Genomic DNA, 18377 nt, shown 5'->3' with positions numbered 1-18377 from the left:
AGCGATGAACAACGATATCAAGCGAATCGATCCCCGCCGGCCGTTCATCGTCACGGCGGCGGGACTGAAGCGGATCACGCTGGGCGAGATCGGCAACGGCGCCATGCTGCAGTTCACGCACGGCGCACACAAGGATGCCGCCAGGCCGCGCCGCACGACCCAGCCCGCGACACGCGCGCTGCTCGTCGCCGCGCATACGGACCGCGGCTCACTCGACGATCACGCGCGTCAGGCGCTGGCCGCCGCGGCGCTGCTCGCGGACGGCGCCACCGAAGTCGTGCTGATTGCCTTCGGCGAATTCAAGGACGATGCCGCCGCGCTCGGCGCGGACCGTTATATCGAACTACCCGGTTTCGACCGGCGCAGCTTCGCGCCCGACGAGGAAGTGCGTGCGCTGACGGCCTGCGTCGCGCATTTCGCGCCGGTGCGCATCTTCATGCCGGACAACGCCACCGGCGACGGCGATCTCGGCCGCCGCTACGCCGCGCGCGCCGATGCGTCGATCGCCACGCAGGTGGTCGAGCTCGATGCCGGGCATGTCGCGTCCTACGCACAGGCGGGCCGTGCAATCGCTTCACGCGATCTGCCCGACGTCGTGCTGCTCGCCGCCAATGCGGTGGATGCGCGGCTGCCGTTCGTCGGCGCAGGCGAAGCGGTGCCCGCGCAAGTCATCGTGCCGGCGGCGAAGGCGAGTGTCTTCGTCGATCTCGGCATCGAGGAGATGGATGCTGCGCAGGTGGCGCTGGAGGAAGCGGACTTCATCGTGTCGGCGGGCAACGGTGTCTCCGACATCGCCGCGTTCGAAGCGCTCGCGGGCACGCTGGGCGCGGCGATCGGCGCGAGCCGCGTGGCCGTCGACGACGGCAAGTTCACGCGCGACAAGCAGATCGGTGCGACCGGCAAGACGGTCGAGGCAAGCGTGTATATCGCGTTCGGCATTTCGGGTGCAGTGCAGCACTTGCAGGGCATCAAGGATTGCCGCCATGTCATCGCAGTCAATCTCGACGCCAGCGCGCCGATTGCCAAGCGCGCCAACCTGACCATCGTCGCGGACACGCAGGAAACCATCAAGGCGCTGACCGATGCGGCCACCGCCGCGCGCGCGGCGCGGGCCGGCGGCACGCCGGTCGTGCAGACCGCGTCCGTCGCGGAAGGAGTTGCAGCGTGAAGATCGCCGTTCTCGTATCCACCGGGCGTCATCCCGTCAGCGGCACCGCGCGCTACAGCCGCAACGATGCCGCCGCGCTGACCATCGCCATCGGCATCGCGAAAGCACAAGGTGCGCAACTCGACGTACTCCACGCCGGCGATCCCGCGAACCCGGCGCTGGCCGAATATCTCGCGCTCGGCGCACCGAAGGTCGAAGTGCTCAACACCGAGGGCGATGCCTGCGCCGCGCTGGCGCAGCGGCTCGCCGGCTACCACCTGGTGTTCACCGGCACGCGCGCCGAAGGCGCCTACGACAGCGGCACGCTGCCCTACAAGCTCGCGGACGCACTGAATCTGCCGCTGGTCGGCGCGGCCGTGGATGTCAGCGTGACGCCGGACGGCGTCGAAGTGCGCCAGTTCATGCCGAAGGGCTTGCGCCGCCGCGTGCGCGCGCCGTTGCCCGCGCTCGTCGCCGTGCATCCGCTCGCCAATGCCGTGCCGCGGTATGCCTATGCTCGCCTGCGCGAAGGGCATGTCGCGCCGGTTGCATCGGTGGTGGCGGCGGACAAGGAAAAAGCCGCGTGGACGGTGCGTCCGGCCGGTGCGAAGCCGAAGAAGCTGGCCGCGCCCGAGAAGCGTTCGGGGCACTCGCGCATGCTGTCCGCGACGACCACGGAAAGCCGTGGCGGCAGCGTCGTAATTGAAGGAAGTTCTGTCGAAAAAGCACAAGTGATATTGGCGTATTTGCGCGAGCATCAACTGGTCGATTACTGATTTCTCGACCCCCATACGAGCAGCAAAAAAGCAGCAGCCCGCGTTCAAAGGTGTGTGGCGGGGCACCAGACGTGACGCACACGGAGCACACGATGAAAGTTTCGGCAGACGTTCGCGCAATGATCGAACGCCGCAAAAAGGGCCATACGCTCGAGGCGCCGTTCTACACGAGCGAGGACATCCACGCGCTCGACCTCGATGCCATCTTCCGCAAGACCTGGATCCAGGTCGCCATCGAACCGGATATCCCCGAGCCGGGCGATTACACGACCGTCGAGATCGGCAATGACTCGATCCTGATCGTGCGCGACGACGACATGGAAATCCGCGCGTTCTACAACGTCTGCCGGCATCGCGGTGCGCGCCTGTGCAACCAGGAGAAGGGTTCGCTCGGCAATATCGTGTGCCCGTATCACAGCTGGACCTATAACCTCTCGGGCGACCTGATGTTCGCCGAGCACATGGGCGACCAGTTCGATCGCTGCAAGCACAGCCTCAAGAAAGTGCACGTGCAGAACCTCGCGGGCCTGATCTTCATCTGCCTCGCCGACGAACCGCCCGTCGACTTCGCCGTGATGCGCGAAGCCATGGAGCCGTATCTCGCGCCGCACGGCCTCGGGGACACGAAGATTGCTGCGAGCATCGACATCGTCGAGCAAGGCAACTGGAAGCTCACGATGGAGAACAACCGCGAGTGCTATCACTGCGTCGCGAACCATCCCGAGCTGACCATCTCGCTCTATGAGTACGGCTTCGGCTATCAACGCTCGCCCGCCAACGAGGAAGGCATGGCCGCGTTCGAGAAGACCGTCGAAGAGCGCACGAAGCAATGGGAAGCCATGTGCCTGCCGTCCGCCGAGATCGAACGTCTCTCGGACCTCGTGACGGGCTTCCGCACACAGCGCCTGCCGCTCGATCGCGACGGCGAATCGCAGACGCTCGATGCGAAGGTCGCGTCGAAGAAGCTGCTGGGCGGTTTCGAACGCGCGGATCTCGGCGGCCTGTCGTTCTGGACGCAGCCGAATTCCTGGCATCACTTCATGAGCGATCACATCGTCACGTTCAGCGTGATTCCGCTGTCTGCCGGCGAAACCCTCGTGCGCACGAAATGGCTGGTGCACAAGGACGCGCGCGAAGGCATCGACTACGACGTCGACAACCTCACCGCCGTGTGGCGCGCGACGAACGATCAGGACCGCACGCTGGTCGAGTATTCGCAGCTCGGCGTGAAGAGCAACGCGTATGAACCGGGTCCGTATTCGCCGTTCACGGAGGGTCTCGTCGAAAAGTTCTGCGAGTGGTACATCAATCGTCTGGGTGACTATGCGAACACGCCGGCCGAAGGCGTCGATGCGGCGCACGGCGAGAAAGTCGTTTCCTTCATGCGCTAAGCGCGCACCCCGAGCAGCAAGCAGGAGTCAAGCATGATGCGCGATCAGGCCACGTTCGAGCCGACCGACAGCCGTGTCACCCAGCCGCAATTCTGGGGCGCGCTGCCGGCGCGCTGGGATTGCGACACCGACGAGACGCTCGTCTGTTGTCACGTCCGGCAAGAGACCCACGACGTCAAGAGTTTCTTCTTCAAGGCGCCGGGCGAACGCGCCTTCGTGTTCGAACCGGGTCAGTTCATCACGCTCGAACTCGATATCGACGGCGAGCAGATCAACCGTTGCTACACCATCTCTTCGGCGCCGACGCGGCCGCACACCATCTCCATCACGGTGAAGCGCGTGCCGGGCGGCAAGGTGTCGAACTGGCTGCATGACACGGTCGTCGCGGGCACGACGGTAAGGGTGCTCGGGCCGTCGGGCGAGTTCACCTGCGCGCGGCATCCGGCGCGCAAGTATTTGTTTCTTTCGGCGGGGTCGGGCGTCACGCCGCTGATGTCGATGAGCCGCGCGCATCACGAACTCGGCGACGACGCCGACATCGTCTTCGTTCACAGCGCACGCACGCCCGACGACATCATCTTTGCGCGCGAGCTGGACCTGATCGCCTCCAATCAGAAGAACTTCCGCGCGTCGTTCGTCTGCGAGCGAGTGGGCGCGCGCACCAGCTGGCCCGGCGTGACGGGCTTCCTGAGCCTGCCGCTGCTCAAGCTGATCGCGCCGGATTACCTGGAACGCGAGGTCTTCACCTGCGGACCTGCACCGTACATGAAGGCGGTGCGCGATCTCCTCGACGAAGGCGGCTTCGATCGCAAGCACTATCACGAAGAGAGCTTCTCGTTCGGCGTGATCGAGGAAGTGGCAGCCGAACTGACGACGGCGCATGTCGCCGATGCGCTCGCCATGCATGCGGATTTCGTGGAAGCGCGCGAACAGGCGATCGGGTTCGCGCCGGCGCCTGTAGAGCCCGTTGCGGAACCCGTTGCGGAACCCATAGCGGCACCAGTCGACACGCGCTACAAGGTGAGCTTCGCCAAGAGCCGCCGGGATATCGAATGCGGCAGCAACGAACACGTGCTCGATGCCGCCAAGAAGGCGGGCGTGCGTCTGCCTTCTTCATGCACGCAAGGCATGTGCGGCACCTGCAAGGTCAAGCTGGTGTCCGGTGAAGTCAGCATGAAGCACGCGGGCGGCATCCGCCAGCGCGACATCGATCAGGGCATGGTGCTGCTGTGTTGCAGCAAGCCGTTGAGCGATCTCGTCGTCGACAAATAAGCACGAGCACGAACCGGATTTCCTCGGGCAGGCCCGTATCGGGGAGAGGGCAGGGAGGAGCGTCGTTTCTGGACAAGTCGATGTCGGAAAAGCGCGTTACGGGCCAATTCTGGCTGGTGAATCTTGACGCTACACGGCGTGGGGCCGCTTAAGGGGAAATCGAATGAAAGCGATGAGAAGAAAGCTCGTTCTGGGGGCGATGACCGCTGCCCTCGCAGCGAGCCTCGGGGCAAACGCCGCTGACAAGCCAACCATCAAGATCGGCTACGTCGAAGGCTGGGATGACAGCGTCGCGACGTCGAATGTCGCCGCGCGCATCATCGAGAAGAAGCTGGGTTATCCGGTGCAGCTGGTGCCGGTGGCGGCGGGCGTGATGTGGCAGGGCGTCGCGCGCGGCGATCTGGACGCGACGCTGTCGGCCTGGCTGCCGGTCACGCATGGCGCCTACTGGAACAACTTCAAGTCGAAGGTCGTCAATCTCGGACCGAACTTCCAGGACGCGAAGATTGGCCTGATCGTGCCGGAGAACGTGGACGTCAGCAGCCTGTCCGACCTCGAAGCGAAGAAGGCGGAATTCGACTCGCGTATCGTGGGCATCGACGCGGGCGCGGGCGTGATGCAGAAGACGAGCGAGGCCATCAAGGCCTACAACCTCGACTACAAGCTGCTGCCCAGCTCGGGTTCGGCGATGACGGCGGAACTGGCGCGCTCGGAAGCCGCCAACAAGCCGATCATCGTGACGGGCTGGAAGCCGCACTGGATGTTCGCGAAGTACAAGCTCAAGTTCCTCGACGATCCGAAGAAGGTGTTCGGCGAGTCCGAGCACGTGGACAACGTCGTCAATCCGGAACTGGAAAAGAAGGCGCCGCCCGTGGTGGCCTTCCTGAAGAAGTTCCAGTGGAAGCCGGGTGAGATCGACAGCGTCATGCTGGCCACGCAGAACGGCGAAAAGCCGCAGGCCGCCGCCGATGCATGGATCAGCGCGCACGCGGACCGCGTGAGTTCCTGGACCCAGTAAGCCTCCCGGATTTTCGCTGCAATCAAAGTGGCCCGATCAGCTTGCGCTGATCGGGCCATTTGTCTTTTCGGGAGCGTGAAGCTCGCCGCCGCTGCGGTCCTGTGCGCTTCGTTCGGTTTCGAGCAGCCAGGTCACGAAGGGCGTCACGTTGGAGGGGTGCCTGACGGGATCGCGCGTGTAGATCCACGTTTCGCGATCCACCGGATGAAAGCCCAGCGGAGCGATCAACGTTCCCTTCTCCAGTTCGCTGCGCACCAGGAATTCTGGCGCGATCGCAAAGCCAAGCGCGCCCTTCGCCGCTTCCACCGAAAGCGTCAGCGACTCGAAGACCGCACCGCCCGATACGTCGAGCCCGACGCCATGGGCTTCGCCCCATTCGCTCCATGCATTGAGCTTCGACGATGCGTGCAACAGCGGCAGTTCCAGCATCCGATCCGGCCTGACGGGCGGATCCGGCCAGCCTGGCGCGCATACCGGACCGATACGCTCCGAAGCCAGATGCGTCACCGTCACGCCGCCCACCGAAGCGCGAGGCTGCCCGCTCAGGATCAGCACGTCGACAGTGCCGTCCAGCAACGCGTCAAAGTTTGCACGCGTCTGGAAGCACACGGCCAGTGCCGGATGTTGTTGAACAAAGGTTTCAAAACGTGGGAGCAGCCATTGCGCGAGGAAGGTAGTGGAGCAGCCTATGGAGAGCCGCTGTGCCGCCTGATCTTCCCTGATCTGCCGGCATCCTTCCTCCAGCGCGGCGAAGGTGTCCTTGCACACCTGCTTCAGACGCTCGCCGTTGCGCGTGAGCCGCACGCCGCCGCTGTGCCGTTCGAAGAGCCGCTGGCCTAGCCATTCTTCGAGCGTTCGCATCTGATGGCTGATTGCACCGTGCGTCATGCCGATCGATTGAGCGGCCTTCGAAAAGCTCGAAAACCCGGCCACCGTTTCGAAACTCAGTAAGGCGCGAAGGGTGGGCATTCGCTTCGTTGGGTTGTCAATTTTATTCACGGGGGCCGCTAAAATAATTAGTTAGGATGATGAATGATCGTGAAATATGATCTTAGCATTGAACGATCTGCTGTCAGCCACCGGAGGATGTGTGTATCGCGAAGTACTGAACGAGTTGCGCGGCGTGAATGAGTTGTCGCGCAGACTGAACGGCGCGGTCAGCATCTTCGGCAGCGCACGCGCGGCACCGGGTTCCCGCCACTTCGAGATGGCGAAGCTGATCGCCGGGAAGCTCGCGCGCGAGGACCTGTCCGTCATCTCGGGCGGCGGCCCCGGCATCATGCGCGCGGCGCTGGAAGGCGCGCGGGCCGGCGGAACGCAAGCCATCGGCTTCAACATCAAGCTTCCGTTCGAACCGCTCGACATGCGGGACCAGGACATCTCGCTGACGTTCGATCGTTTCTTCACGCGAAAATTTGCCTTCAGCCTGTGTTCGGATGCCTATGTCGTGATGCCGGGCGGCATGGGCACGCTCGACGAGCTGTTCGAAATGCTCACGCTGATCCAGACGGGCAAGCTCGCATCGAAGCCGGTCGCGCTGGTCGATCGCGCGTTCTGGCGCGGCCTGATTGCGTGGCTGCGCGAGCAGCCCTTGTCGGCGGGGTTCATCCATCAGGAAGACATCGACAGCGTCGGACTCTTCGATGACGCAGACGAAGTCGTGAAATTTGTCATTGAAGGGACCAGCGCGGGGATCCGTTCGCGAAGGATCGCGCACGCCCTGAAGGTAACCGACGGAGCCTTGCCATGAAGCCAACCGCACCTCAACTTGTCATGTTCACCGGCGGACGCGACAGCACGCTTGCCGCTTGCCTGCTGATGTTGCAGGGTGTTCCGGTCCACCTCTTCAGCGCCAACAGCGGCTGCTCGATCCATCGCGAGATTCTTTCCCATCGCGTCGATGAACTGAAGCGCAGGTTCGGCGACCTGGTGGTGCGGCATGTCGTGGAAGACATCAGCGGGGCGTTTCGGAACATTGCCATTGCTTCACTGGAAACCGACATCGTCCAGGACCGCAAGAACCTCGTTCTGCTGGGCGAGAAGATCGCCATTCATGCGCATGTCGTCAACTACTGTTTGCGCAATGGTATCGAGGTCATCAACGATGGCATCGCCCGTTATCAGGAGGAGTTCCCGGAGCAGCGCAGGGTCGCGAAGGATTACTTCGTCGGCCTCATGCGCGAGTACGGCATTACCTATCACAGTCCGATCTACGAAATCGCCAGATCGGTCGATGATGTCAAGTACCGTCTGCTGCTGATCGGCCTCTCGACCAAGTCGCTGGAAGGCATCTCCATCTTCGCCGACAGTTTCACCGAGCCTTCGGACGAAACGGTGCTTGCCTATCTTCAGAGAAAGGAGCCGCTCTGTCGCGACATCATCAGCCTGTTGACGGGTCACGACGATCACACGCTGCGGCTGAGCCGTAGCGCGGAAACGCGGACGGCGAACATTCGCGACGCGATCACCAATAATCTTTGAGCCGCGCGGCATGATCGAAAAATGTGCAGCGATCATCGTGAGGAACCGGCGTCTGCTCGTCGTGCGCAAGCGCGGCACGTCCACTTTCATCTCGCCAGGCGGCAAGATGGAAAAAGCGGAAGGCCAGCTCGACTGCCTGCGCCGGGAATTGCGGGAAGAACTCGGCGTGAAACTGATTGAGGCCGAGCGGTTTGGCACCTATGAACGGCGTGCGGAAGGTGAAGAATACGCCATTCGTATCCATGCGTGGCTGACCTCGGTGGACGGCGTGTGCCTGCCGCATGCAGAAATCGAGGAACTAGGCTGGATCGCGGGCGCTCCCTTGCTGCCCGTGGGTTCGGTGTTCGCCGAGTGCGTGATCCCCGAGCTCGTCCGGCGGGATCTCATCGATGCCTGATGCAGCGGGGCGTCATGGCCAGTCGTGGAACATGGCGATGGGCTCGTCCGGCAAGGGCCTCATGCTCGCCTCGCTCGGCGCGGTGCTGCTTAGCGTCGATACCTTGCTGCTGCGGGTGATTCATGGCGACCCGTTCCAGATGGCGTTTGCGCGCGGCCTGTTGATGTTGCTCGCGGGCGTCATCGTCACGCTGTTCCGGCACGGCTCCGGCTGGCGGACGGTCGCACGAGGGTGGGCTGCACGGGCGGTCATCGTCTGCTATGGCCTGTCCTCCGTTACCTTCGTCCTCAGCGCGATGATGACGAACATCTCGAACATGCTCACGCTCATCGCGACAGCACCGCTCTGGGCCGCGCTCGGCGCCGGCGTGTTCTTCAAGGACTGGCCACCGCGCAGGACCTGGCTCGCGTGCGCCTGCGCGTTGCTCGGCGTGGTCACGGTCGTGTGGCCGTCCTTCTCCACGCGGGCGACTGTCGGCGCGGGCGATGCACTGGCGCTGGCCACCGCGCTGCTGATGGCAGGAGCGTTGCTGCTGTCGCGGCGGTCGCGTGGCGATCTGGCGCTGGCGCCGGCGTTCGGCGGACTGCTGGCCGCTGTGGTGCTGCTGCCGTTCGTATCGCGTGCGGCCGTTCCGGATGGCAACCAGATGCTTCTGATGGCGCTCGAAGGCGCCTTGGTCGTGCCGCTGGCACTAGGCATGATCGCGGCGTCGGCGCGCACGCTGCCGGCGCCGCAGGTGGGCTTGTTCCTGCTGATCGAAACCGTGCTCGGACCGTTCTGGATCTGGGCCTTCCTGGGCGAAACACCGACGCGCTTCGCCATCATCGGCGGCAGCGTGGTGGTGATGTCGCTTGCGGTGCACGGCGCGTTTGCGTTACGCGCGGCACGCAAGCTCGCACGCTGTTAGCGCAGCACCACGGTCCGTTCGCCGTTGATGAACACCCGCCGCTCGATGAACGCCTTGACCGCACGAGCAAGCGTGATGCATTCCACGTCGCGTCCGGTCGCGAGCAGCCGCTCGGGGCTGTAGGCGTGATCCACGCGCTCCACTTCCTGCTCGATGATCGGACCTTCGTCGAGGTCGTCGGTGACGAAGTGCGCGGTCGCGCCGATCAGCTTGACGCCGCGCGTGTGCGCCTGGTGATAGGGCTTTGCGCCCTTGAAACCCGGCAGGAACGAGTGATGGATGTTGATGGCGCGCCCGCTCAGCTTGCGGCTCGTCTCGCCCGAGAGAATCTGCATGTAGCGCGCGAGCACCATCAGTTCAGCGCCGGAGGTGTCGAACAGATCGAGCAGGCGGGCTTCCTGTTGCGCCTTGGTATCCGCGGTGACCGGCAGATGATGGAACGGCAGGCCATGCTGCTCCGCGAGCGGGGCGAGATCCGGATGATTGGAGCCAATGCCGACGATATCCATCTTCAGTTCGCCCATGCGCCAGCGGAACAGCAGGTCCGCGAGACAATGTTCGAGCTTCGACACCATGAGCAGCACTTTCGGCCGCACGGCCAGGTCGTGCATCGCCCACGACATCGAAAAGCGTCCGGCGATGGGCTCGAACTCGCGCTTGAGCATCGCCAGATCCAGCAGTTCGTCCGGTCGCGCGCCATGGAACACGCAGCGCACGAAGAAGCGCTCGCTCAGGTCGTCGTCGAAGACGGTGAGCTCGTCGATATACCCGTGATGCCGCTCCAGAAAGCCGACGATGGCGGCCACTTGCCCCGCCGCACTCGGGCACGAGACGGTAAGCACCAGTTGATCAAAGCGGGAATCGGCTGCCATGCGTGCTCCACATTCGGATGATCGGCGCGCCGCGAAATACGGCGAGCGTGCGCATCAGTAGAACAAAAGGCGGGGTCGACGCGATAGAAGCCAGACGCCGCGCATCTAGTACAAAAACGTCAGACGCCCACGTCGCATTCCTCGAGCAGCCAGTCGCTGAACGCCCGCACCGCCGCCGACGGCTCGCGCGGCGTGACCAGCATGTAGCCGCGCTCCGTGACGAGCGGCGTTTCGCACAGCGGCACCAGCTGGCCGGTGGCGATCAGCTCGTCCACCAGCGGCGCCCAGCCGAGCGCGACGCCCTGGCCCATCACCGCCGCGTGCGTGACGAGCGCATAGCTGTTGAATGTAAAGCCGCCCTGCGTAGGCGGCGCGGCGAGTCCGTGCCCTTCGAACCACGCGCTCCACGAGAGCCAGCGCTCCGGATGCGTGGCTTCCAGATGGAGCAGCGGCAGCGCGAGAAAATCAGCGGGCGTGCGCGGCGCCTGGACCTTGTGCAACAGCGACGGGCTGCACACGGGCATCACGCATTCGGGAAACAGCTTCACGGCGCGACGCGGGCTCCAGTCCGCCTGAGTATCGCCGAATACGATCACCACATCCGCCTGCTGACCCGATGCGCTCGGCATGCTCTGCGACGTGATGATCTTGACGTCGACATCCGGCATCAGCGCCTTGAACTGCGGCAGGCGCGGCATCAGCCAAAAGGTGGCGAAACCAAAGTCGGTGGCGAGGGTGAGCGTGCGCTGCGCGCGCCGCGAGCGAATGTCCGCAGTGGCCGTGCGAATCACGTCGAGCCCCTGGCGCACGGCTTCGAACAGCCGTACGCCGTCTTCCGTCAGCGTGACGCCGCGATGCCCGCGCTCGAACAGCGCCGCGCCGAGCGCTTCCTCCAGCTGCACCACACGCTGACTCACCGCGGGCTGCGTGGAACCGAGTTCGCGCGCGGCGGCGGTGAAGCTCGCCAGACGCGCGGCGGACTCGAACATCAACAACGCCTGCATGGGCGGCAGACGATCCGGCCGCGGCATAACCCCTCCTTATGGGCGCATAACGTTTTGCTGTCTTCACAGCCGCGAATTGACCGGCAATAGTCACATTGAACCGCTGTTCAACCAACGCCTGCTGTGGTGGATTCTATTCGAGGCACGCTTTCATGCTTGAGACGAAACAAAATATTCTCGTACTGATGGCCGACCAGCTCACGCCGTTCGCGCTGTCGGCCTATGGCAACCCGGTGACGAAGACGCCGCGCATCGACGCACTCGCGCGCGAAGGCGTCGTGTTCGAGTCGGCTTATTGTGCAAGTCCGCTGTGCGCGCCTTCGCGCTTCTCACTTCTTGCGGGCAAGCTGCCGTCGAACATCGGCGCCTACGACAACGCCGCCGAGTTGCCGTCCGAAACCCTGACCTTCGCGCATTACCTGCGCGCCGAAGGCTATCGCACGATTCTCTCCGGCAAGATGCATTTCTGCGGCGCGGATCAGCTGCATGGTTTCGAGGAACGCCTCACGACCGACATCTATCCCGCCGATTTCGGCTGGACGCCCGACTGGCAAGACCCCGAAGCGCGCCCGACGTGGTATCACAACATGAGCTCCGTGATCGACGCGGGTCCGTGCGTGCGCACCAATCAGCTCGACTTCGACGACGAAGTGACCTTCACCACGCGCCAGAAGCTCTTCGATATCGCCCGCGAGCGCAACGCGGGCCGGGACGCGCGTCCGTTCATGATGGTCGCGTCGCTGACGCATCCGCATGATCCGTATGCCATTCCGCGCAAATACTGGGACCTGTACCGCGACGAAGACATCTATATGCCGTCGTATCAGGATTCGCTCGATGCCAGCGATCCCCATTCGAAGCGTCTGCGCCATGTGTACGAGGCGGACCGCACGCCGCCCACCGAACGGCAGGTGCGCAACGCGCGTCGCGCGTACTACGGCGCGGTGTCCTACGTGGACGACCAGTTCGCATCGATACTCGAAGCGCTCGAACAGGCGGGGCTCGCCGACGACACGATCATCGTCGTCACGTCGGATCATGGCGAGATGCTCGGCGAGCGCGGCCTCTGGTACAAGATGACGTTCTTCGAAGGCGGCTGCCGCGTGCCGCTGATCGTGCACGCGCCGAAGCAGTTCGGCGCACGTCGCGTGACGGAGTCGGTGTCGCATCTGGATGTGCTGCCCACTTTTGTTGACCTGGCGCGCGGCGTGGCAGCGACCGGGCCGGAAGACTGGCCCGACAGCGTCGACGGCCGCAGCCTCGTGCCGCATCTGCAGGGCAGCGGCGGGCATGACGAGGCGACCGGCGAGTACCTCGCGGAAGGAGCCATCGCGCCGATCGTCATGATCCGGCGTGGCCGCTACAAGTTCATCCATTCGAGCGTGGATCCTGATCAGCTTTACGACGTCCAGTCCGATCCCTTTGAACGCACCAACCTCGCCGATACCGAACGCCACGCTCCGCTCGTCGCGGAGTTGCGCGCGGAGATCGCGCGCCGCTGGAATCTGGACGCATTGCATCAGGACGTGCTGACGAGCCAGCGCCGCCGTCACTTCCACTTCGCGGCGACCACGCGCGGCACCATCCAGTCATGGGACTGGCAGCCGCACGTGGATGCGAGCCAGCGTTACATGCGCAACCATATCGACCTCGACGATCTCGAAGCCATGGCGCGGTTCCCCGCCGTCGAGCGCTGACGTGTGCCTCTTTCCTCCCCACCTACGACAGGACCCATCATGAAAAAGGGCTTCATCGATGCGCTCTTCGCCGCCGCGCTTGCCTGCGTGGCATCTCACGCATTCGCCGCCGAGCCGCAGTCCTGCACGCAGGTGCGCATGGCCGGCCCTGGGTGGACCGACATCGACGCCACCAATGCCATGAGCGGCATCGTGCTCAAGGCGCTGGGCTATCGGCAGAACGTGGCGAACCTGTCGGTGCCGATCACCTATCAGGGCTTGAAGAAAGGACAGATCGATGTCTTCCTCGGCAACTGGATGCCCGCTCAGGCGCCGCTCGTGAAGCCGTTCTTCGAGGAGAAATCGATTGAAGTGGTGCGGCCCAACTTGTCCAATGCGAAGTTCACGCTGGCCGTGCCGGATTACGTGGCCGCGGCGGGTGTGCATTCGTTCGCGGACCTCGCGAAGAACGCGGACAAGTTCGATAACCGCATCTACGGCATCGAACCGGGCGCGCCCGCGAACCAGAACATCAAGCGCATGGTGGACGACAAGGCGTTTGGACTGGGCGACTGGAAGGTGGTGGAGTCGAGCGAGACCGCGATGCTGACGCAGGTCGAGCGTGCGGTGCGTGACAAGAAGTGGATCGTCTTTCTTGCGTGGGAGCCGCACCTTATGAACACGAAGTTCAAGCTCGCGTATCTCGACGGCGGCGATCGCTACTTCGGTCCGAACTACGGCGGCGCGACGGTCAATACGGTGGCGCGCAGCGGTTACGAGCAACAGTGTCCGAATCTCGGACGCCTGTTCAAGCAGATGGCCTTCAATGTGGATCTCGAGAACGGCGTCATCACCGAGGTGCTGGAGAAGAAGACTCACGTCGATGAAGCCGCCAGCGACGCGCTGAAGCATCATCCCGAGTTGCTCAAATCCTGGCTCGATGGTGTGACGACTGCGAGCGGCGGCAATGGGCTGGAAGCGGTGCAGGCGGCGCTGGGTGTGAAGTAGGTGGGTATTGGTGCGGGTGCGGGGCGGATCGGTCCGCCTCGCCGCCTGGACACTCAGGCGCTTCGGCGCGGCGCTTGGTGGCTTCTCCTTAGAATCGCTTCAGCATGGACCCTCGTAAGACACGTGACCCACCATGAACCCAATCCCGCCGCCATCGATCAAGCCCTCGCTTTGCCCTCGGAGGATCACGACACTTTTTGCACTGGCGGTGATGGCGTGGGCAAAAACACCGGGCGCGAATATCCAGGGCACGAGTGCCTTCTCGCTGATGCCCACAAGCAAACTCGTGACGCCTTGCGCGATCAGGAAGCCCGCGGAGGCATCGGCATAGAGCGTGTAGCCTTCGAAGTCACGCGGCTTGAGTTCGGGCTTGTGAAGGCGGTACACCAGACCCTTACCCGGGAAATCGGTGGTGCTGCCTGTCGCGGTCCCGGTCTTGCCTCGCGGCAGCTTCAAGTCAGGTAGCTGTATCTCCTTCGGTACGCGTTTTGAGTAGCCCAGTCCCGGACCGAAGCCGCGATATCGATATGCGTGAAGGTTGCCCTCCGGGCTTTTCAGAATGATCTGTCCGCTCGATAACGCAAGGTCGCCAATCGATCCGCCGGCACCGCTGGACGTTTCGTAGGTCCACAAACTCCGCTTAAGCATCGCTCTCCGCCTGTCGGTTCAAGTACGCCCGCATCCCAAACAAGCCGCCGATGATGAAGATGGCGGAGAATGCTGTGATGTAAATCTCAATGCCCCAAATGTTCTCGATCTGATTGATTTCGGCGAGCTTGGGGATGTCGGGCATATAGCGCACTTCGATCCTGTCGCCCACATCGGTTGGATAACGACTACTCCCGGCGAACGAGATGCGCTCACCGCTCTGTGTGGTGAACACGACTTCGGGATGAAAGCCCCCGGCATTCAGCCGGACCACCTCGCCTATGGCCGTGACGGATTGAGTCTGGAACTCGTACGCCGAAGGGATGAAAAGGGTCTGCGACAGCAGGATCGCGACGCCCCCCGCAACGGTGTGCCAATTGGGTTTGGGTCTTTTGATCTTCATGCCAAGCCGATGTTATAGGAGACCGATGCGATGCCGCCTACGGAGCCGCCCTTGGCAGTGGGTATGTAGTCCCGCTTGAATTCGGTGAAAGACAGAAAGACTTCCTCGAAGTGACCGTAAGCGGAGCCGTATGGGCGGATGTCATGCACCATGACGTTCTTCATGGTGATTTTCATGAAATCGGGCGGCGGAATGAGCTTGCCGGCGAGTCCTTCTGCTGACGCCTGCGCGTCCGCGCTTCGCACCGATAGCACCGCGTTTTGCGCGCAAGTCGAATTCAGCAGCATGGACATCAGCCCGTTTGACGCGAGACTGACGCGATGGACGAACGAAAGATTATCAAGGCTGGCTTTTCGCCTTTCCGAGTACGACGATACTCGGGTCGTTTGAGTCAGTCGCCATCCCCAACTGAGTGCTTCAATTTCACCTACATGACCGATAATAGCTGATTCGCCTTTTACTTCACCGATGCTCAAGAAAATGTTGCTCATGTGTTTTGAACCTTCAGATTGTTCGTTTTGGATGGGCAGAATTTCCGCGCGTGGTGATCGTAAGGTAATCAAAACGGCAAGAGAACTGGATAAATCTGATGCTTACTCGGTCAATTGAAGAAATCGCTTTGCTCTGGTCACGTCTTGGAGCGGCGCGATGAGGTGCTACCGATTCACGAGCATGATGGTGAAGGGAAGGTGTACAGCCTTCAAAGAAAAGGGCGGTGCGGATCACCCGGGATCGCGCGCCATGTGAAGCAGGTCTAGGCTGTAACCTTAACGCGCGCTCATCGGTATCTCCGGTCCGCTGTACGGTGGCTGAGGCGAGTTTGCGGCCGAAGCGAGCCGCGATCAATCTGGCTTCGGGCGTCGACCTGGACACTGCAACGTGACCGCAACGCGAACCCCCGCTTTGAGCATGCCGTGACGGGCAGAGTGAAGCGCTGCACACAGCGCTCGACGTGAAGTAGGCAGCTTTCATCCCGGTGCGGAACGTATCAGTCGCAGAGAGACAGATTTCCGTCGCAAACGGTCGAGCCGTCTTATATATGGAACCTTATTTTTACAACACCGGCGCGACGATCCGTTTCGCCGCATAGCCACTCAGGCGCGTCAGCGGCAGTCTCCGCAGTTCCCGGCAGGTCAGGCGATGTGTCATCACGCGAAGCGTGAAGGCAGGGCATCGCTTATTCCAACGAAACCGATCACGACAAGAAGAGGACGAGCACATGAGAAAGCGACATGCCGCAACCCGCACGACATCTACTGCACGCAGCGCCCGGCTCGCGAGCCTTGCCGTCGCAGCAGGCGCGAGTCTCGCTCCGGCGCTGGCGCACGCACAAAGCAGCGTCACGTTGTACGGCATCCTCGATGCAGGCGTCACGTGGGTGAACAACAGCGGCGGCGCGCATGTCGTCAAGTTCGATGACGGCGTTTCCTACGGCAACCGTCTCGGCTTTCGCGGCGTCGAGGATCTCGGCGGCGGACTGCAAGCCGTCTTCGTGCTCGAATCGGGCTTTCGTCTCGGCACGGGCCGCTATGCGTTCGGCGGCGCGGAATTCGGACGCCAGGCGTACGTGGGCCTCAAGAACCAGTGGGGCACGGTCTCGCTCGGCAATCAGCTCGACATGACCGAAGAGTTCGTTTACCTCTACAACATCTCGGCATGGGCCAGTGGCTACGCGATCCATCAAGGCGACTTCGACCGCATGAACGGCGACCGCCTGCCCAACTCGATCAAGTTCCTGTCGAACAACATCGGCGGCTTCACGTTCGGCGGCATGTATTCGTTCGGCAACGTGTCGGGCAATTTCCATCAGAACAGCGCGTGGAGCGTCGGCGCGCACTATGCCGCGAACACCTTCAACGTGGGCGCCGCGTACACGCAGCTCAACAACCCGAACGGCATCTATGCGTTCGATCCCTACGCGATGATCGGCGCTCGCACGTTCCTCGGCCAGCCGACCGTATCCGTCGATCCCGCGACGGGCGCCGTCACCGATCTCTACAGCGCGAACTCTTTTCCCGTCGACAAGCAAGGCGCGTTCGCAGTGGGCGCGGCCTGGACGCTCGGCAACCTGATGTTGTCGGGTAACTTTACGTACACGACCATCAAGGGCCTCGGCCAGACTTCGCACATGCAGGTGTACGAGGGCGGCGCGTCGTATAACTTCAGGCCCGACCTCGCGCTATACGGCGGCTATCAGCACACGCGCTTTGAAGGCAATCACTGGAATCAGGGATCGCTCGGCCTGCACTACCTGCTCTCGAAGCGCACCGACGTCTATATCTCCGGCGACTATCTGCGCGCTTCCGGCCCCATCGACGCCGTGATCGGCTACAGCTTCACGCCTTCATCCACCAATACACAGTCCGACGTGCGCATCGGCATGCGTCACTCGTTCTAGGCCGCGGCGAGCCGCGCGGGACCGGCGTTGCGCAGTGCGCTGCGGTCCTGGCGCGGGCTCGTGTTGAAGCGCGCGCGATAGGTGCGCGAAAAGTGCGACGGCGATTCGAAGCCGCACGCCACGCAGACCGCCAGGATCGACATGTCCGTCTGTTGCAGCAGTTCGCGGGCGCGAGCGAGGCGCAGGCCGAGATAGAAGTGCGTCGGCGTGTCCTGCAATGCCGCGCAGAACAGGCGTTCCAGCTGCCGCCGCGTGACGCCGATGGACGCAGCGAGCGCATCGGGCGGAAGCGGCTCCTCCATGTTCTGTTCCATCACGCCGATCACCTGGATCAGCTTGCGATTGTGGATGCCGTAGCGCGCGGCGAGTTGCAGGCGCTGATGATCCGAACGTTGCCTTATGCGCCCCAGCACGAACTGCTCCGACACCTGCGCCGCGAGGCCCGCGCCATGTTCGCGGCCGATCAGGTCGAGCATCATGTCGATGGAAGCCGTGCCGCCCGCGCAGGTGATGCGGCGCGTGTCGATTTCGAAGAGTTCCTGGCTCGTCTCGATCTCGGGATACTGTTCCGCGAATGCCGCTGCGGCTTCCCAATGCAGTGTCGCGCGCTTGCCGGCGAGCAGGCCGCAGCGCGCGAGGATGAAGCTGCCGGTATCGATGCCGCCGAGCGTCGCGCCCGCGCGGTCCAGCCGCTTGAGCCAGTCGCCGAGTTCCCGCGTGAAGCCCGCGAGCGGCTCGAAGCCCGATACGACAAACACGGTGCGGGCGTCCGTGATGTCATTGAACGCGGCTTCCGCGTTCACGGTGATGCCGTTGCTCGCGGCGACAGGGCCGCCGTCGGCGGAGAGGATATGCCAGCGGTACAGATCGCCCGCGAAACGGTTGGCGACCCGCAACGGCTCGATGGCCGACATGAAGCCGATCGACGAGAACTCGGGCAGCAGAAGAAAGTGGATGTCTTGTGGAGCGGGCATCGGAG

At 63.2% G+C, this 18377-nt stretch carries 19 protein-coding genes; 12 read left to right on the top strand and 7 right to left on the bottom strand.

Annotated features, from left to right (window positions below; translation table 11 throughout):
• The first annotated feature begins 4 nt into the window (after positions 1 to 4).
• The 5 genes from QCE83_RS27760 (at position 5) to QCE83_RS27740 (ending at position 5604) form a co-directional block, all read left to right on the top strand.
• A complete protein-coding gene (locus tag QCE83_RS27760; RefSeq protein ID WP_309818904.1) occupies positions 5 to 1168 on the top strand; it encodes an electron transfer flavoprotein subunit alpha/FixB family protein in 1164 nt (387 codons plus the stop codon).
• Positions 1165 to 1923: an electron transfer flavoprotein subunit beta/FixA family protein gene (locus tag QCE83_RS27755; RefSeq protein ID WP_309818903.1), complete on the top strand. Its 759-nt coding sequence runs from the start codon at positions 1165 to 1167 to the stop codon at positions 1921 to 1923. Before QCE83_RS27760 ends, QCE83_RS27755 begins: the two co-directional genes overlap by 4 nt.
• Positions 1924 to 2015: 92 nt before the next feature.
• A complete protein-coding gene (locus QCE83_RS27750; protein WP_309818902.1) occupies positions 2016 to 3314 on the top strand; it encodes an aromatic ring-hydroxylating dioxygenase subunit alpha in 1299 nt (432 codons plus the stop codon).
• A gap of 33 nt (positions 3315 to 3347) precedes the next feature.
• On the top strand, positions 3348 to 4586 hold the full coding sequence (locus QCE83_RS27745) for an FAD-binding oxidoreductase (RefSeq protein WP_404985727.1): 1239 nt from the start codon (positions 3348 to 3350) through the stop codon (positions 4584 to 4586).
• A 163-nt stretch (positions 4587 to 4749) separates the two neighbouring features.
• The gene (locus QCE83_RS27740) at positions 4750 to 5604 is read left to right on the top strand and encodes a glycine betaine ABC transporter substrate-binding protein (RefSeq protein ID WP_309818901.1); all 855 of its coding nucleotides are present in this window, start codon (positions 4750 to 4752) and stop codon (positions 5602 to 5604) included.
• A gap of 36 nt (positions 5605 to 5640) precedes the next feature.
• On the opposite strand, the gene QCE83_RS27735 is transcribed toward QCE83_RS27740, so the two are convergent.
• On the bottom strand, positions 5641 to 6573 hold the full coding sequence (locus QCE83_RS27735) for a LysR substrate-binding domain-containing protein (protein ID WP_309818900.1): 933 nt from the start codon (positions 6571 to 6573) through the stop codon (positions 5641 to 5643).
• Between the two features lie 121 nt (positions 6574 to 6694).
• Here QCE83_RS27735 and QCE83_RS27730 point away from each other — a divergent pair, with 121 nt between their 5' ends.
• The 4 genes from QCE83_RS27730 to QCE83_RS27715 are packed head-to-tail and all read left to right on the top strand — an operon-like array spanning position 6695 to position 9389.
• Positions 6695 to 7354 (top strand): TIGR00730 family Rossman fold protein, encoded by a 660-nt coding sequence (locus QCE83_RS27730; RefSeq protein WP_309818899.1) that lies wholly within the window; start codon positions 6695 to 6697, stop codon positions 7352 to 7354.
• The gene (locus QCE83_RS27725) at positions 7351 to 8085 is read left to right on the top strand and encodes a hypothetical protein (protein ID WP_309818898.1); all 735 of its coding nucleotides are present in this window, start codon (positions 7351 to 7353) and stop codon (positions 8083 to 8085) included. Before QCE83_RS27730 ends, QCE83_RS27725 begins: the two co-directional genes overlap by 4 nt.
• Before the next feature lie 10 nt (positions 8086 to 8095).
• Positions 8096 to 8482: an NUDIX domain-containing protein gene (locus tag QCE83_RS27720; RefSeq protein WP_309818897.1), complete on the top strand. Its 387-nt coding sequence runs from the start codon at positions 8096 to 8098 to the stop codon at positions 8480 to 8482.
• Complete coding sequence (locus QCE83_RS27715; protein ID WP_309818896.1) at positions 8475 to 9389, top strand: DMT family transporter; 915 nt, start codon at positions 8475 to 8477, stop codon at positions 9387 to 9389. Before QCE83_RS27720 ends, QCE83_RS27715 begins: the two co-directional genes overlap by 8 nt.
• Here the strand turns inward: QCE83_RS27715 and purU are convergent.
• Positions 9386 to 10261, bottom strand: a complete 876-nt coding sequence (gene purU, locus QCE83_RS27710; protein WP_309818895.1) for a formyltetrahydrofolate deformylase — start codon at positions 10259 to 10261, stop codon at positions 9386 to 9388. The two genes, QCE83_RS27715 and purU, sit on opposite strands and share 4 nt — an antisense overlap.
• A 119-nt stretch (positions 10262 to 10380) precedes the next feature.
• The gene (locus QCE83_RS27705) at positions 10381 to 11292 is read right to left on the bottom strand and encodes a choline sulfate utilization transcriptional regulator (RefSeq protein WP_309818894.1); all 912 of its coding nucleotides are present in this window, start codon (positions 11290 to 11292) and stop codon (positions 10381 to 10383) included.
• A 125-nt stretch (positions 11293 to 11417) separates the two neighbouring features.
• Here QCE83_RS27705 and betC point away from each other — a divergent pair, with 125 nt between their 5' ends.
• Together betC and QCE83_RS27695 are read left to right on the top strand one after the other, a co-directional pair.
• Positions 11418 to 12962 carry a choline-sulfatase gene (gene betC, locus QCE83_RS27700; RefSeq protein ID WP_309818893.1) on the top strand — a complete coding sequence of 515 codons (1545 nt, stop codon included), beginning with the start codon at positions 11418 to 11420 and terminating at the stop codon, positions 12960 to 12962.
• A 39-nt stretch (positions 12963 to 13001) separates the two neighbouring features.
• The gene (locus QCE83_RS27695) at positions 13002 to 13949 is read left to right on the top strand and encodes a choline ABC transporter substrate-binding protein (protein WP_309818892.1); all 948 of its coding nucleotides are present in this window, start codon (positions 13002 to 13004) and stop codon (positions 13947 to 13949) included.
• 99 nt (positions 13950 to 14048) lie between these two features.
• Here QCE83_RS27695 and QCE83_RS27690 read toward each other — a convergent pair whose 3' ends face one another.
• The 3 genes from QCE83_RS27690 to QCE83_RS27680 are packed head-to-tail and all read right to left on the bottom strand — an operon-like array spanning position 14049 to position 15491.
• Positions 14049 to 14597, bottom strand: coding sequence for a hypothetical protein (locus QCE83_RS27690; RefSeq protein ID WP_309818891.1), 549 nt, complete (start codon positions 14595 to 14597; stop codon positions 14049 to 14051).
• Positions 14590 to 15000 (bottom strand): DUF3592 domain-containing protein, encoded by a 411-nt coding sequence (locus QCE83_RS27685; protein WP_309818890.1) that lies wholly within the window; start codon positions 14998 to 15000, stop codon positions 14590 to 14592. Before QCE83_RS27685 ends, QCE83_RS27690 begins: the two co-directional genes overlap by 8 nt.
• Positions 14997 to 15491, bottom strand: a complete 495-nt coding sequence (locus QCE83_RS27680; protein ID WP_309818889.1) for a type VI secretion system tube protein Hcp — start codon at positions 15489 to 15491, stop codon at positions 14997 to 14999. Before QCE83_RS27680 ends, QCE83_RS27685 begins: the two co-directional genes overlap by 4 nt.
• A gap of 728 nt (positions 15492 to 16219) precedes the next feature.
• On the opposite strand from QCE83_RS27680, the gene QCE83_RS27675 reads away from it, so the two are divergent.
• Positions 16220 to 17398: a porin gene (locus QCE83_RS27675; RefSeq protein WP_309818888.1), complete on the top strand. Its 1179-nt coding sequence runs from the start codon at positions 16220 to 16222 to the stop codon at positions 17396 to 17398.
• On the opposite strand, the gene QCE83_RS27670 is transcribed toward QCE83_RS27675, so the two are convergent.
• Positions 17395 to 18372, bottom strand: a complete 978-nt coding sequence (locus QCE83_RS27670) for a GlxA family transcriptional regulator (RefSeq protein WP_309818886.1) — start codon at positions 18370 to 18372, stop codon at positions 17395 to 17397. The genes QCE83_RS27675 and QCE83_RS27670 overlap by 4 nt on opposite strands.
• Between the last annotated feature and the right edge of the window lie 5 nt (positions 18373 to 18377).

The organism is Caballeronia sp. LZ034LL, from assembly GCF_031451215.1.
Classification (GTDB): domain Bacteria; phylum Pseudomonadota; class Gammaproteobacteria; order Burkholderiales; family Burkholderiaceae; genus Caballeronia.
The sequence above is the reverse complement of the archived record's forward strand: the minus strand, read 5'-3'. Positions and strand labels throughout refer to the sequence as shown.

Bases quoted from the DNA above. Each gene is read 5' to 3' on its own strand.
- purU (WP_309818895.1), bottom strand. From the start codon at position 10,261: ATGGCAGCCGATTCCCGCTTTGATCAACTGGTGCTTACCGTCTCGTGC.
- QCE83_RS27695 (WP_309818892.1), top strand. From the start codon at position 13,002: ATGAAAAAGGGCTTCATCGATGCGCTCTTCGCCGCCGCGCTTGCCTGC.
- QCE83_RS27705 (WP_309818894.1), bottom strand. From the start codon at position 11,292: ATGCCGCGGCCGGATCGTCTGCCGCCCATGCAGGCGTTGTTGATGTTC.
- QCE83_RS27725 (WP_309818898.1), top strand. From the start codon at position 7,351: ATGAAGCCAACCGCACCTCAACTTGTCATGTTCACCGGCGGACGCGAC.
- QCE83_RS27680 (WP_309818889.1), bottom strand. From the start codon at position 15,491: ATGAGCAACATTTTCTTGAGCATCGGTGAAGTAAAAGGCGAATCAGCT.
- betC (WP_309818893.1), top strand. From the start codon at position 11,418: ATGCTTGAGACGAAACAAAATATTCTCGTACTGATGGCCGACCAGCTC.
- QCE83_RS27720 (WP_309818897.1), top strand. From the start codon at position 8,096: ATGATCGAAAAATGTGCAGCGATCATCGTGAGGAACCGGCGTCTGCTC.
- QCE83_RS27745 (WP_404985727.1), top strand. From the start codon at position 3,348: ATGATGCGCGATCAGGCCACGTTCGAGCCGACCGACAGCCGTGTCACC.
- QCE83_RS27750 (WP_309818902.1), top strand. From the start codon at position 2,016: ATGAAAGTTTCGGCAGACGTTCGCGCAATGATCGAACGCCGCAAAAAG.
- QCE83_RS27740 (WP_309818901.1), top strand. From the start codon at position 4,750: ATGAAAGCGATGAGAAGAAAGCTCGTTCTGGGGGCGATGACCGCTGCC.
- QCE83_RS27685 (WP_309818890.1), bottom strand. From the start codon at position 15,000: ATGAAGATCAAAAGACCCAAACCCAATTGGCACACCGTTGCGGGGGGC.
- QCE83_RS27670 (WP_309818886.1), bottom strand. From the start codon at position 18,372: ATGCCCGCTCCACAAGACATCCACTTTCTTCTGCTGCCCGAGTTCTCG.
- QCE83_RS27735 (WP_309818900.1), bottom strand. From the start codon at position 6,573: ATGCCCACCCTTCGCGCCTTACTGAGTTTCGAAACGGTGGCCGGGTTT.
- QCE83_RS27715 (WP_309818896.1), top strand. From the start codon at position 8,475: ATGCCTGATGCAGCGGGGCGTCATGGCCAGTCGTGGAACATGGCGATG.
- QCE83_RS27675 (WP_309818888.1), top strand. From the start codon at position 16,220: ATGAGAAAGCGACATGCCGCAACCCGCACGACATCTACTGCACGCAGC.
- QCE83_RS27760 (WP_309818904.1), top strand. From the start codon at position 5: ATGAACAACGATATCAAGCGAATCGATCCCCGCCGGCCGTTCATCGTC.
- QCE83_RS27690 (WP_309818891.1), bottom strand. From the start codon at position 14,597: ATGCTTAAGCGGAGTTTGTGGACCTACGAAACGTCCAGCGGTGCCGGC.